The sequence below is a fragment of the Pseudomonas sp. zfem005 genome (assembly GCF_032621735.1).
Classification (GTDB): Bacteria; Pseudomonadota; Gammaproteobacteria; order Pseudomonadales; family Pseudomonadaceae; genus Metapseudomonas; species Metapseudomonas solani.
The window spans coordinates 99,966-112,593 of the sequence record NZ_JAVYJE010000008.1 but is presented as its reverse complement, the minus strand read 5'-3'; the positions used below and the strand labels follow the sequence as shown (position 1 = coordinate 112,593).

Genomic DNA, 12,628 nt, shown 5'->3' with positions numbered 1-12,628 from the left:
ATCGGTAGAGGCGGCAGTTATCCGCCAAAAGCAGACTGTGGACACACTGCCAAAGGCTTTCTAATCTCCACGGAGGTCTTGCCGCTGCTCCTCTGAAAGTAAAGGAAGTACTTGACTGGCTTTATTCCTAACCGTTCGCTGCAAACCGACGGCCCTATATGTGAGGCGGCGAACGCTAGGCATCACCAGATCACTCTGAACAAGCCAGCGGGGATGGCAACAATGACCATGGCTGAACTGCTACAGAAGATCCTTGAGTCGATTCCAGCCGAGGTAGCAAAAGGCTTGGTAGGCGTGGCCGTTGCGGTACTAGCTTGGGTCTGGCTCCGCCTCCAAACAACTCTGCTCGACTATCAAGGCCGTGGCCTCAGAGGTTTGACAGCTCACGTATATGTCGAGCATGCCGTCTTCAACGAGCCCCAAGATCAGGTTGGCGCAAAATCTCCTGACTCCCCTCAACCTGTCCTTCACATTGAGATCATCAACGAGACAGGCGCGCCAGTTTTCTTAGCGGCTGCGGCATTCCGGCCACGTGTGCGCAGATTTTGCTTCTTCTCGCACGCTGGTGCATCGGTTGCTTCAAACTTTAAGTCCGGCATCTTTAAGAATTCACTACAAATCAAGTTCGGTCTGAACAACAAGACCGCTTACACACTCTTAGACCCTGGCAGCAGAGATAGCACATGGGTCCGATTGAAGACTCCCGTCTCGCCGGAAATGATCGAGAGATCTAAGTGTGGTCAAGTGCTTATAAAATTTGCCACCGAGAGCAGGACAGGAACAGCCGTCGTGCCGGTGTGATATCCATGCCCCCGCTCAAGGCCACTCGTATCTAACAACTTGCTCAAGTCAGTCGCCCCAACCTAGTGACCACTAATGGCCGATAGCAACCTGTCGCAATGAGCAGTTGTCGACCAGAAGCGCACCCAGCCCTCGACTAATGACAAGCCCCTCCGCTTTACTCCAAGGCACCACGCCCACCGAGTCATGCCCTCCCCCATAGGCCATCACATGCACTATTCCGCCGCCGCTCTGGCCATGCTCGACAAGCTGGGAATCCCCGTCGGGCTGGTTGTTGCCAAAGGCCTACTGGAGTTCACCGAGGCGACCGTTCTGGAGGTGGCCGAAGTCGATGCGAATGGCAGGGAACACCAGCTAGCACCGCCCGCCGCACAGGCCTGGACAAGGCTCAAATCCGGCGCAAGCGCGGATGGAGTCGACCTGCATATCGTCTCGGCCTTCAGAAGCGTGGCGCGGCAGGTGTCGATCATCGAGCGAAAGCTCGAGGCCGGGCTGAGCCTCGAGCAGATCCTGGCCGTGTCGGCACCGCCACTTTTCAGTGAGCACCACACGGGGCTGGCGGTGGATATCGGCACGCCGGGTTGCCCGGCGCTGGAGACCGAGTTTGAAAACACACCGGCGTTCGCCTGGCTGGAAAAACACGCAGCGGCGTTCGGCTTCCAGTTGTCGTACCCGCGAGGCAACCCGAACGGTTTCGACTATGAGCCCTGGCATTGGCGGTTCACCCCCAGCTCGGTCTGAGCAGCCGTAACCCAATAAGATCCGTGAAAGGAACGCCTTGGCGAGCGGGTCGCCCCCGACGGCGATATGCACGGCATACAGGTGGCCTTTCGCGAGTGGGCTTCGCAATACGACAACCCGGAGTTCGAGGGGCGCAACCGGGCCTGGCACGAGGCGTGGCTGGCCGGGCAAACGGCACCGATTCTGAGGGTCGACGGCGATAGCAGCGCCGAGGCGATGACGGCGAAGGTCATTCACGCCCTATCGCAGGTGTCACGCTAGTCGAGGCAGCCCGGCGTCGTAGCCGGGCACCTCTAGAAACCTATCGAGCGCCCCGCCCATTCGACCCGATTACGCCCCGAGGCCTTGCCTTGATACAGGGCCTTGTCCGCCTGCTGCATGACCCCGTCGAGGGCTTGCGAGTGGGTGAAGCCTTCCGAAACACCGATGGTGGCCGTGCAGCGGATCGGCGCTTGCTGATCGTCGCCGGGCGCCTCGCTGCTCTCGATGGCCGCGCGGGTGCGCTCCGCCAGTTGCAAGGCACCCGCCCTGTCGGTGTCCAGGGTGATGATCACGAACTCCTCCCCGCCCAGCCTGCAGATCAGGTCGCCCTGGCGGGCGGTGGCCTTGAGGACGTCGGCGACTCGGCACAGAACGAGATCGCCCATCTTGTGGCCATGGCTATCGTTGATGTTCTTGAAGTGGTCGATGTCCACGATCAGCAGGTATGCGGGCCCGGCGCTGCGGGAGCGGAAATGCGCGTCCAGGCCCTCCATCAGCCCCCGACGGTTGAGCAAGCGGGTGAGCGGGTCATGGGCGGCCATGCTGCGCAGCTCATCGGTGAGGCGGCGCAGCACCAGCCACACGGCGCATGGCGGCAGCACCGTCGCCAGGAAAGACATGTAGATGTAGAAGATCTTCTGGAAGCCGGTGTTCATATCCAGCGCCGCCATGCCGCCGGTGAGGATCATGCCGAGCTTCGCGGCGTTGAGGCCGCAGATGCCGGCGACCAGGACGGCGAACACGGCCATCTCGACGCGCAGGTCCCGGGCAATGGTCCGTCCCGTATAGAGCAACGTCCCCGTCATGCCCAGGAAGAGCAACGCACAGGCCCCCGCCAGCAGTGCATAGCGCGCCTCGCTGCCCAGCGCCCATTGCACCAGCACCTGCACCACGGTGTAGGTGCCGGCGAGGATCAGCAGCGGGCGCACCACAGGCGTCGGGCGGTCGAAAAAGCGCAAGGCGCCGAGCACATAGGCCACAGGGGCGCACAGCGTCAGCGAGTGGTTGACCACACTCACCAGCCCCCAGCCCGCAGGGCCGTCCACCAACTGCAGGATGTAGGCGAGCCCAAGCAGGAAATTGCCCAGGGCGAAGACTTCCATGCCCATCTTCTTGCTGTTCAGCCGGGTGCTGATCAGCAGGAACATCACGCAAAAACACAGCAGGTGCACGCAGAGCATGCCGAGGATGACGGTAGCGACCATGTAGTTGCACAACGAGTGGAGTGGCAAGGGGAGCCAGGGGGTGGAGGAATGACGGAAGCGTATGTGCCAAGGGCTGAGGAACGCTTCCTACACTTTCGGCATGGCCATTTAATATCGCAAAGCCTGATCAATCGCCTCAAGTTATTCCGATGAAAGTGCCAGGGTATTGCTTCGCTGTCGCGCCGCATCCTGGCATGGGCAATCTACACGCCCCCTGTGATGATCCTGCCTCTACTTCGCCGGAAAACGTTTGAGCAACTGCTGGGAGAACGCGTTCAGAGCCTTGAACTCTTCGAAGTCGGGTGTGTAGTCCATGCGCTTGGGCCACTGCTCGGCAGCGGTTCTGTGCCAGTAGAGGATGGCGTCGTGCCCGGCAACCGAGTCCGGCATCTGCCGCCGCGTATATTCCCAGGGTTCCCGGTTCGCCCAGCGCCACTCGCGTGATACCCGGTCCGCCTCACCGTCGGTGGCCGCCTGTATCAGCGTGCCCGCCTGGTAGCTGTAGAAATAACGCAGGTACATCTCATCACCGGTGCCCGTCAGCCAGATGTTGCACACCTCGCCATTCGGTTTGCTGGTGACGTAAACCTCGGCCTCATGCCGGTACGGCCAGCCCGTGGCGACCGGTAGCGTGGCGAAGTAGGTGCTGTTCACGTAGCTCTGGTTGGCCGGCAACGGGCAGCGATCGTCGAGCAGATCGCGGTCCGTCGCCGGGTTCCACCGCCAGCGATGGTCGGCGCCCGGGATTGCCGGGAATGCGTTGAGCAGCTCGCTGCTGACCATCTGCTGCTCGTCGCCGAAGTGGCCACGCACGCGCGCCATTACCGTCTCCCGGTTGGCCCAGCTGACTTCCCGGCCGACCTTGAGCCCGCACTCGGCCACCTCCCGAGCAGCCTTGGCGCCGCGTGAGTAACTGAGCAGCAGGCCGGCGGCGAGCACCTCGCCCGGCTCGGTGTCGTCGGCATAGCAACTGAGCGGGATATCCACGCGCTCGATCTCGCAGCCTTTGGCGCAGGTCATGTATTCCAGGGCCAGGCTGTCGATCCGGAAGGTGCCGCCGTGGTCCTCGATTACCGGGGCGAAGTCCAGGTCCAGGGCGTGCGGGCCTGCCGTCATGACCTGCGCGGCGGGCAGCTTCAGCCACACCGTCCGGCTCCAGGTGCGGGTACAGCGCTTGAGTGACGGCACGCTGAAGCGCGACGACGGGCAGTTGGCGCGAGAGGTGGTGGTCTCCGTGGTGTTCGGCGAGCCTTCCACCAATGGCCGGTAGGTCGCATGCACCTTGACCCGCCAGGTGCCGACGGCGGGTACATCGGGGTCGAGCACCTGCACGCCGACGCGATGGTTTTCGGCAGCAAGACCCTGAGCGGCGCACGGCAGGGGCGCCCCCAGGCAGATGGCGAGCAACGGGGCGAGCCAGGGCAGGCTGGTTTTCATGGCGATGGGACCGTTGAGAGGGAGGGGCCGCAAGCTGGCCGGCCAGGTAATCGAAGCAGATTCTGCCACCCTTGCACGAGCAGGCGAAGGACGCCTGGGTGAATCCTGGTTGCTAAATCAGCAGCCACCCAAAGCGCAGGCTGATACGCCCCATGACCCGCCTCCTGTTCATCACCCCTCGCCTTCGCTGTCGGCAGTGGGCGGCCGAGGACCTCGACGTGATTCACGCGGTTTATTCCGACCCGGAGGCCATGCGCTGGGTGGGCGACGGGCAGCCGATCAGCCGCACCGCCTGCGAACACTGGCTGGAAGTCACCTGGGCCAATTACAGCGAGCGGGGCTATGGGATGTTTGCGCTGGAAGGCATCGACTCAGGGGCGATCATCGGCTTTTGCGGCCTGGTTCACCCTGGCGGGCAGGTCGAGCCTGAAGTGAAGTACGCCCTCCTCCGCTCGGCCTGGGGGCAAGGCCTGGCCAGCGAGGCCATTCCGGCGCTGCTGGCTTATGGGCACGCCAGGCATGGGCTCGAAAGAATCATCGCCACGGTCGCGCCGGAGAACCTGCCCTCGCAGCGCGTGCTGCTGAAGGCCGGCATGCGGCTGGTGAAGCAGCGCCGGGATGAAAGCGGCGCACTCGACCATGTCTACGCCTGGCTGGCGCCGGGCACTGGAACTGCCACTGGCCAGAAGCCGTAGCAGGTTCGTGCCCGGCCGGAGCCGTCAGCTCGCGGGCTGCTGCGCCTCGGCATCGACGGCGGGCGCTTGAGGGCTCTCTTTGGGGCTCTCTTTGCGCTTCGACTGCTTGCGGCGCGCTTGCCCACGCTTCCGCGCAGCCTGCTGCTTGGCGTGCAGCGCCTGCCCGGCCGTCACCGTACCAACGGCTTGGCCGTTGAGGTCCAGACGGGGCGCGTTCTCCACCATGCTTGCCCAGTAGCGACTGCTCGTGCACCAGGCGGCAACGCCCAGCTTGAGCTGTTCGAGGCTCAACCCCAGCAGCGCCAGGTGTTGCTCGGCGTCCTTGAGGATGCCTTCCTTGAGCGGCACCTTGGGGGCGGGGTTGACCGGGAAGGCCAGGGGGAAGTGCTTCTGCAACCGCCAGATCGCTTCCACCGCAGGGTCCTGCTCACGCGGCTTGGCCTGCTGGGGCGCGGCGTCTCGCTTGCGCTGTTTCGGGCGTTCAGGGCGCTCGGGGCGCTCACCCTGTGCCTGTTGCTTTTCAGCCCGCAGGCGGTCCCGTAGCTCAGCTAATTGCTCAAAACCCATCGTTCAAATCACCGCTTCATGGTTGTTTCGTGGCGCAAGATTATCCCATGCGGTCGCCTGTAGGCGATGGGACAGCGCGGTAAGCATCAATTCCAGACGAATTGACGATGAATGGGACACAGGCCGCGCGCGCCCCAAAGCGGTTCGGAACGGTGCGCAACTGACCCCTATTGGCCGTCCTGAACCCGAAATAGAAGGCTCTGTCTGCGTTAGCTGTTGTGGTTTTAATGCAGACAGAGCCGCCGTTTTCGCCCCATAGCCGCCCTCTGCGGGCGGGTCGTGTCGCGACGGGCAGATGTCAGCCTGAAGAAGGCTCGCTTGGGCGGCTAGACTTACCGTTTGCAGTTCAGATGAGCATCCGCCTCGTGTGATTCAGCGTGGGCGTTGAGGGAAATCCCTCATTGTCTGGCGGTGTTGCGCCTCCCTAGGATGGCTCCGGGTAATCGACCCGATCGACGGAGAAAAACCATGGCTACCGCACAAACTGACGACAAGCGCCCGACCCCTGATCCGGCCGAGGACAATGCCTTCTTCCCTTCGCCGTACTCGCTCAGCCAGTTCACGTCCCCCAAATCCGACCTCAGCGGTGCCGACTATCCGAACCCCTATCGCGGCGGGCGTTGGAAGGTCCTGATGATCGGAGCCGATGAGCGTTATTTGCTGACGGACAACGGCACCCTGTTTTCGACGGGAAACCACCCCGTAGAGACATTGCTGCCCATGTACCACCTAGATAAGGCCGGGTTTGCCTTCGACATCGCGACCCTGTCCGGAAACCCGGTTAAATTCGAGTTCTGGGCCATGCCCTCCGAAGATGCCGAGGTAAAAGGGCAATACGCCAAGTATCGCGATCAGTTCAAGAGCCCGCTCAAGCTGGCTGATGTGATCGAGCAGAAGCTGGGCGAAGACTCCGACTATATCGGCGTGTTCATTCCGGGCGGGCACGGGGCCTTGATCGGTCTGCCTGAGAGCGAAGACGTGAAGAAAGTCCTTCAGTGGGCTGCGGCCAACGACAAGTTCGTGATCTCCCTTTGTCATGGCCCTGCGGCCCTGCTCGCAGCAGGCATCGGTGAAAGCCGGGACACTTGCATCTACAACGGCTACAAGATCTGCGCGTTCCCCGATGATCTTGACGCGAAGACCCCAAACATCGGCTACATGCCTGGCCATCTGACCTGGAAGTTCGGTGAAGAACTTCAGGCGCTGGGCCTCGAGATCATCAACAAGGACATCTCGGGAGCAACCCACCAGGACCGAAAACTGCTCACGGGTGACAGCCCGCTCGCGGGCAACGCCCTGGGCAAGCTGGCAGCCGCCGCGTTGCTGAAAGAGGTTGCCGCGGGGTGAATCAGAACGTGGCCGAGGCGGCATTTCGAGTCGTCCTTGAGATCGAGCGTGCGCAGACGCTTGCGGTGATCCAAAAGTCGGTCCGCGCCTTTGCCATGCCCTTTGGCTACGACCGCTTTGTCCTGTTTTCCGCCACATCCGCAAGGGACGAAGTGGTCGAGCGCGTCTACTGGGTGGAGGGGAACTGGTTCGATGACCAGGCGACGGTCGACGCACAGACCTATGTCCGCCATTGTCCGGTGACCCGTCATATCCTCGAGGCCCGCGAGCCCTTTTTCTGGAGCAAGGTGAAAGGCAATGGCGGCGAGCTGTACCGGGTGGTACGCACGCCAACGGGCCCCGGGGTTCATGGGATGCAAATACCCGTATTCGGTCCTCTGGGGCTTGAAGGCGCCATGAGTCTTGGCGGGGAGCAGGTGGAGTCGGCTCCCTGGGTTCGCCTGGCCTTGTGCATTGTGGCCAGGGCCGCCTTCTTCGCCGCACGCCGCTTGCTCGAGGCGCCGGCAGGCGAGGTGTTCAGGCAGCTTTCCGAACGCGAGCGCGAAGTTCTGGCTTGGACTGCTGCTGGAAAGCGTCAGGCGGATATTGCCGCAACACTGGGCCTGTCAGAGCGAACGGTGGAAAACCATTTGCGTTCGGCGCGCCGCCGTCTTGGCGTTGCAACGACTGCCCAGGCCATTACCTTTGCCATGCGCAACGGCGATCTGGAGGGCTAGGGACCGCAGGGTGAGCACCTGTGCGCTGCAACCGGATCAGCCTGCCTGATGGCCATGTCCGCGCCTGGCCGACAGCGCCTTCTCACCAGCGCCCGCCTCCGGCCGGATGCGGGCACCGGCAACAGCCAGGCAGAAAGCCCCCCACTCAGAACCGCGTCTGCAGCCCCACCCGCCAGGTGCGCCCCGGTGCGGGCATGAAGCTTTGCGCGAGCGGGTCAAGGTAGTAGCGGTCGGTGAGGTTCTGCACCGAGACATTCATCTCGGTGTGCTCCAGCAGTTGGTACTTGAGGAACAGGTCGAGGAGCGTCACCGAGCGGTAGTCGATCTGCGGGGTGGTGGCGCCGGTCTGCCAGGGCTTGTCCATCTGCGCGGTGGGGCCGGAGCTGTAGGTCATGCGCCCGCCCAGGGTCAGGGCCTCGTCGAAGAAGCGCAGCCCGGCGAGCAGGTTGGCCGAGTACCGCGGCGGGTTCTGGGTGTTGGTGTACGAGCCCATGTAGCTGCCCGGCGTGCAGTCGGGCGTGTCTTGCGTGGGCTGGTACTGGTTGGCGGAGGCGCGCAGCTTGGCGGCGAAGGCCGCGTCGCAGGTTTCGGTCTTCAGGTAGTAGGTGGCCGAGAGGTCGGCGAACACGCGCCCGGCGTCGTAGTGCGATTGCAGCTCCAGGCCCCGGGTGCTGTAGCTGTCGGTGTTGCTGAAGGTCATCTGCCCCCACAGCCCCGGGCTCGGGTCGTAGTAGCGGGTGATGTAGTTGCGGATGTCGTTGTCGAAGTACGCCAGCTTGGCCGAGGCCGAGTCGCCGCCCACCAGCAGGTCGCTGCGCAGCGCACTGACGCCCACTTCCCAGCTGCGCGCGCGCTCGGGCTTGAGGTGCTTGCCCGGCGTGACCTGCTGGGTGCCCTGGCTGGTTTCGAACAGCGACGGCAGGCGCAGGCCCCGGGTGTAGGAGGCGTAGACGAAGGTGTCGGGCAGGAACTCGACATTGATGCCGAAGGCCGGCGAGAAACCACCGCCACTGCTGCCGCGCTGCGGGGTGTAGTCGTAGCCGGTGACCACGTTGCTGACGCCTTCCGGGTGCACGGTCACGTTGGTGGCGCCGGATTCGTTGAACGGCACACCATTGAACGGCTCGTTGCTGTTGCCGAAGACGATGCCATTGTTCAGGCGCGGGTCGGTGGCGTCGGTGTACTGCCCGTTCTCGTCCGGGAACCACATCATGCTGCCCCAGCTCGTGGGGCTGCTCACGGTGATCCAGCGCATCTGCCGGTCCTGCCGCCGGGCCTCGGCCAGCAGGGTGTTGTCCTGGGTGCGGTAATGGCTGTAGCGGCCGCCGCCCCAGAGCGTGACCTCCTCGATGGGCTGGTATTCCAGCTTGCCGTTGAAGCTGAACTCCTGGCGCGAGGCATCCCGCAGGCCGCGGTTGGCGTTGATGTCGTGCTGGGTGGTGACCACGCTCTTCTGCGGCTGCAGGTCTTCGAGCTGGAAGCCGCCGCCCAGGTCGAGGGTGAAATCGCCGTGGCGGGTGGCGAAGCGCGAGATGTTGTTGAGGTCGCCACCGATGCGTCGGTTGTCCTGGCGGGCCCAGCTGCGGTCGGTGCGGAACAGCTGGGATTTCGGCGCCATCCAGGCCGCGCTCAGGGTGCTGATCTTCGAGTCGGTCATCCACAGGTTGCCGGTGAGGTCCACCAGCGGGTTGCCTTCGGGCAGGTAGTGATAGCGCGCGGTGTAGCCGTCGATCCGTACCTCGCTGGTGGGGTACTGATAGATGCCGGCGGTGCCGTAGCGGAAGATGTCCGACGGCATGATCTCGCCCATGTTGCCGTCGAAGCGCCGGTAGCCCAGGTCCAGGGTGTGTTCGTCGGCCAGGCGCCAGGTGGTCTTGAACAGGTAGGAATCCGTCTCCGCCGAGGAGTTGAGCACCTCCTCGCCAGGCTCATAGGTGTTGGCCACGCTGGCCTGCTCGTCGCCCCAGCGGTCGTAGAGGCGATAGCGCTCCTGCCCGTGCTTGCCCGAGAAGTAGTTGCCCTGGTTGCGGTGGGCATAGGCGGCGACCAGGTCGAAACGCTCATGGCTGTAGGCGAAGGCGGCGCTGCCGGACTCGGCCGCCGAACCGAACAGGCTGGCCCGGTCGTCACGCGGCACGGTGCTCAGCTCCTCGTCCTTCGAATGGCGGCTGCGGTGGGCAGGTTCGACGCCGTTGTTCCACAGGTTGCCGGTGAAGCGCACACCGATGTCCTTGCCGTCCACCAGGATGTCGTCCACGCCGAGGGTGGTCATCTCCACCGCACCGCCGATGGCCCCGGAGCGCAGGCTGGGGCCCTTGTTCACGGTCACGCTGCTGAGCAGGTCCGGGTCGATGTAGCTGCGCTGCTGGGTGCCGCCGTAGCCCCGGTAGACATCCAGCGCCTGCTCCGAGCCGTCGACCCGCACCGCGACCCGGCTCTGCCCCTGGATGCCACGGATGTTCACGTCCAGCGCACCGCCGTTGCGGCTGTCACCCACCTGCACACCCGCCACGCCCTTGAGTGTGTCGCCCACCGACACCGTACCGAAGCGGTCCATGTCCTCCCGCGAGAGGCGCACCGAGGAACGGGGCGCGCGGTAGGTGTCCTGCTCATCCAGGCCGGTGGCGCCGACCACAGTGGGCGTCAGCTCCAGCGCGGCCTTCGGCTCCGCGCCCTGGGGCACGAGCACATAGGTGCCGGGGGAACTCGGCAACAGTTGCAAGCCGGAGCCCCGCAGCAGGCGCTGGGCGCCTTCGAGCACGGTGTAGCGCCCCCTGAGCGACGGCGCGGTATGGCCACGGGTCAGCTCGGCGTCATAGGACAGCAGCAGGCCGGACTGGCTGGCAAAGCGGCCGAGCACCGTACCCAGCGGCCCCTGGGCGATGTCGTAGTCCCGGGGCGTGGCATCGTCCAGCCGGGTGGCGGTGGTCGCCGTGGTGCCGGCGGCGTGGGCACTCATGGGCACACCGCTCGCCAGCAGGCAGCCGATCATGGCGCAGCCCATGGCCAGGGCGACCGGGGACAGGCGTTGCGGGGGGCGCGGAACAGGGGAAAGCCGGTGTACTGCGGGCATGCGTCTCTCGCTCGTAGGGTGTGTGCCCGGCACTCGATGCGGGCTCTCACTCCCTCTGTCGCACGAGATCAAAAAAGGTATATGCGGAATATTCGTATTTTCATCTGGGCTTGTGGCGCAAAAGATTTTAGTGATAATTGTTTTCATTTGCGACAACCGCCTGCCGATTCAGCTCACCATGAACCCCCTCGACGCCCCGCCTCTGCTCACCGACCGCTGCGCCCTCACGACGCTCTATGTCGAGAACCACGCCTGGCTGCGCACCTGGCTGACGTACCGGCTCAGGTCCTGGGGGCGCGGCGTGGCCGACGACCTGGCCCAGGACGTATTCCTGCGCGTGCTGGTCAGTCGGGAGGCGAACCAACCCGAAGCCATCCGCCAGCCACGGGCCTACCTCACCCGTATCGCCAACTGCGTGCTGGTCAGCTGGCGGCGGCGCAACTCGCTGGAGCAGGCCTGGATCAAAGCGCTGCTACTGCTGCCCGAGCCGGAGCATCCATCCCCCGAGCAGCAGAGCGTCATCCTCGAAACCCTGCATGAGATCGACGCCCTCCTCGACGCCCTGCGCCCACGGGTTCGGCAGGCTTTCCTCATGGCGACCCTGGACGGCATGAAACAGAAAGACATCGCCCAAGCCCTCGGCATCGCCCTGCCCACCGTGAAGAAGTACATCCATGAGGGCTACGTGGCCTGCCTGAGCCAGATGCCCGATGCATGACGTCAGCGCCAATGGCGAACCCATCGCCCAGGCCGTGCTCGCCCAGGCCGCCTCCTGGCTGCTGTTGATGCAGGAAGGGCCACTGAGCCCTGCGCAACAGGCTGAACTGGAGCGCTGGCGGCACCTCGCCCCGGAACACGAACGGGCCTGGAAGCGCGCGCAAAGCCTGCTCGCCCGCCTCGGCACCCTGCCGCCGGCACTGGCCAGGCAAACCCTCGACCGCCCGGCCGCCAGCCGCCGCACCGTCCTGCGCGGCTTGCTCGTGCTCATGGGGGCCGCGCCCCTGGGTTGGTGGGTATGGCAGCGCAGCAGCGCGGGCATCGACTACCTCACCGCCCTGGGCGAACGCCGGGACCTGGTGCTGGAAGATGGCACCCAGGTTTCGCTCAACAGCGACACCGCCCTGGCCGTGCGCTTCAGCGCCGAACAGCGCCTGCTGCACCTGCGCCACGGCGAGCTCTACATCGCCACGGCGGCGGACCGGCACGCCCCTCCTCGCCCGCTAAGGGTGCAAAGCGAACACGGCCTCATGCAGGCACTGGGCACCCGCTTCAGCGTGCGCCAGTTGCCGCAGGAAACCCTGCTCGCCGTCTATGAAGGCGCCGTACAGGTACAGCTCGCTGGCGCGCCACAGGGAAGCATCGTCCACGCCGGCCAGCAGGTCCGCTTCAGCCGCGACCGCCTCGGCCCCCTCGAAGCGGCCCGCGACACCTCACTGGCCTGGCGCAACGGCCTGCTGGTTGCAGACGACATGCCCCTGCAGCAATGGATCCAGGAGCTGATGCGCTACAGCGCCCAAAACATCACCTGCTCCCCTGCCCTGGCGAACCTGCGCGTCTCCGGCACCTTCCCCCTCGACGACCTGCCGCTGGCGCTGGCGATGTTGGCGCAGAGTCATGGGTTGCGGGTTCAGGCGGGGGCGAAGGGGATGTTTATTGGACGATGAGTCGAGCGGGAAGCCTGACGCCTGGCGTACAGGCTCTGGCGTCGTAAGGCTGCGAGAACAGTGCTATCGAACGAGGCAGTTCGGCTACAGCGGTATTGGCCGAGTCCGACTTTTGTCTCGA

The 12,628-nt window shown here is 64.5% G+C and carries 11 protein-coding genes and 1 pseudogene; 8 read left to right on the top strand and 4 right to left on the bottom strand.

The window, feature by feature from the left end; genetic code table 11:
* The first annotated feature begins 222 nt into the window (after nucleotides 1–222).
* The 3 genes and pseudogenes from RTW82_RS18555 to RTW82_RS18545 all read left to right on the top strand — a co-directional run.
* Nucleotides 223–801 carry a hypothetical protein gene (locus RTW82_RS18555; RefSeq protein WP_316925991.1) on the top strand — a complete coding sequence of 193 codons (579 nt, stop codon included), beginning with the start codon at nucleotides 223–225 and terminating at the stop codon, nucleotides 799–801.
* 210 nt (nucleotides 802–1,011) lie between these two features.
* A complete protein-coding gene (locus RTW82_RS18550; protein ID WP_316925990.1) occupies nucleotides 1,012–1,542 on the top strand; it encodes a M15 family metallopeptidase in 531 nt (176 codons plus the stop codon).
* 27 nt (nucleotides 1,543–1,569) lie between these two features.
* A pseudogene (locus tag RTW82_RS18545) lies at nucleotides 1,570–1,803 on the top strand (adenylate kinase); the annotation flags it as partial.
* A 32-nt stretch (nucleotides 1,804–1,835) separates the two neighbouring features.
* On the opposite strand, the gene RTW82_RS18540 reads toward RTW82_RS18545, so the two are convergent.
* Both RTW82_RS18540 and RTW82_RS18535 read right to left on the bottom strand, forming a co-directional pair.
* On the bottom strand, nucleotides 1,836–3,008 hold the full coding sequence (locus RTW82_RS18540) for a GGDEF domain-containing protein (protein ID WP_316925988.1): 1,173 nt from the start codon (nucleotides 3,006–3,008) through the stop codon (nucleotides 1,836–1,838).
* 231 nt (nucleotides 3,009–3,239) lie between these two features.
* On the bottom strand, nucleotides 3,240–4,445 hold the full coding sequence (locus RTW82_RS18535) for a hypothetical protein (protein ID WP_316925987.1): 1,206 nt from the start codon (nucleotides 4,443–4,445) through the stop codon (nucleotides 3,240–3,242).
* Nucleotides 4,446–4,597: 152 nt separating this feature from the next.
* Here RTW82_RS18535 and RTW82_RS18530 point away from each other — a divergent pair, with 152 nt between their 5' ends.
* On the top strand, nucleotides 4,598–5,140 hold the full coding sequence (locus RTW82_RS18530) for a GNAT family N-acetyltransferase (RefSeq protein WP_316925986.1): 543 nt from the start codon (nucleotides 4,598–4,600) through the stop codon (nucleotides 5,138–5,140).
* 24 nt (nucleotides 5,141–5,164) lie between these two features.
* On the opposite strand, the gene RTW82_RS18525 is transcribed toward RTW82_RS18530, so the two are convergent.
* The gene (locus tag RTW82_RS18525) at nucleotides 5,165–5,707 is read right to left on the bottom strand and encodes a ProQ/FinO family protein (RefSeq protein ID WP_021220113.1); all 543 of its coding nucleotides are present in this window, start codon (nucleotides 5,705–5,707) and stop codon (nucleotides 5,165–5,167) included.
* A 468-nt stretch (nucleotides 5,708–6,175) separates the two neighbouring features.
* On the opposite strand from RTW82_RS18525, the gene hchA reads away from it, so the two are divergent.
* Nucleotides 6,176–7,054, top strand: coding sequence for a glyoxalase III HchA (hchA, locus tag RTW82_RS18520; protein ID WP_316925985.1), 879 nt, complete (start codon nucleotides 6,176–6,178; stop codon nucleotides 7,052–7,054).
* A complete protein-coding gene (locus RTW82_RS18515) occupies nucleotides 7,051–7,770 on the top strand; it encodes a PA1136 family autoinducer-binding transcriptional regulator (protein ID WP_316925984.1) in 720 nt (239 codons plus the stop codon). The genes hchA and RTW82_RS18515 overlap by 4 nt, the downstream gene beginning before the upstream one ends.
* 145 nt (nucleotides 7,771–7,915) lie before the next feature.
* Here the strand turns inward: RTW82_RS18515 and RTW82_RS18510 are convergent, their stop codons facing one another.
* Nucleotides 7,916–10,843: a TonB-dependent receptor gene (locus RTW82_RS18510; protein ID WP_316925983.1), complete on the bottom strand. Its 2,928-nt coding sequence runs from the start codon at nucleotides 10,841–10,843 to the stop codon at nucleotides 7,916–7,918.
* A 178-nt stretch (nucleotides 10,844–11,021) separates the two neighbouring features.
* On the opposite strand from RTW82_RS18510, the gene RTW82_RS18505 reads away from it, so the two are divergent.
* Together RTW82_RS18505 and RTW82_RS18500 are read left to right on the top strand one after the other, a co-directional pair.
* Nucleotides 11,022–11,561 (top strand): sigma-70 family RNA polymerase sigma factor, encoded by a 540-nt coding sequence (locus RTW82_RS18505; RefSeq protein ID WP_316925982.1) that lies wholly within the window; start codon nucleotides 11,022–11,024, stop codon nucleotides 11,559–11,561.
* Entirely contained in the window at nucleotides 11,554–12,507 is a 954-nt protein-coding gene (locus tag RTW82_RS18500) for a FecR family protein (RefSeq protein ID WP_316925981.1), read from the top strand. Before RTW82_RS18505 ends, RTW82_RS18500 begins: the two co-directional genes overlap by 8 nt.
* Nucleotides 12,508–12,628: the final 121 nt, after the last annotated feature.

Coding starts and splice junctions, on each gene's coding strand:
- RTW82_RS18555 (WP_316925991.1), top strand. CDS start 223: ATGACCATGGCTGAACTGCTACAGAAGATCCTTGAGTCGATTCCAGCC.
- RTW82_RS18550 (WP_316925990.1), top strand. CDS start 1,012: ATGCACTATTCCGCCGCCGCTCTGGCCATGCTCGACAAGCTGGGAATC.
- RTW82_RS18540 (WP_316925988.1), bottom strand. CDS start 3,008: ATGGTCGCTACCGTCATCCTCGGCATGCTCTGCGTGCACCTGCTGTGT.
- RTW82_RS18535 (WP_316925987.1), bottom strand. CDS start 4,445: ATGAAAACCAGCCTGCCCTGGCTCGCCCCGTTGCTCGCCATCTGCCTG.
- RTW82_RS18530 (WP_316925986.1), top strand. CDS start 4,598: ATGACCCGCCTCCTGTTCATCACCCCTCGCCTTCGCTGTCGGCAGTGG.
- RTW82_RS18525 (WP_021220113.1), bottom strand. CDS start 5,707: ATGGGTTTTGAGCAATTAGCTGAGCTACGGGACCGCCTGCGGGCTGAA.
- hchA (WP_316925985.1), top strand. CDS start 6,176: ATGGCTACCGCACAAACTGACGACAAGCGCCCGACCCCTGATCCGGCC.
- RTW82_RS18510 (WP_316925983.1), bottom strand. CDS start 10,843: ATGCCCGCAGTACACCGGCTTTCCCCTGTTCCGCGCCCCCCGCAACGC.
- RTW82_RS18505 (WP_316925982.1), top strand. CDS start 11,022: ATGAACCCCCTCGACGCCCCGCCTCTGCTCACCGACCGCTGCGCCCTC.
- RTW82_RS18500 (WP_316925981.1), top strand. CDS start 11,554: ATGCATGACGTCAGCGCCAATGGCGAACCCATCGCCCAGGCCGTGCTC.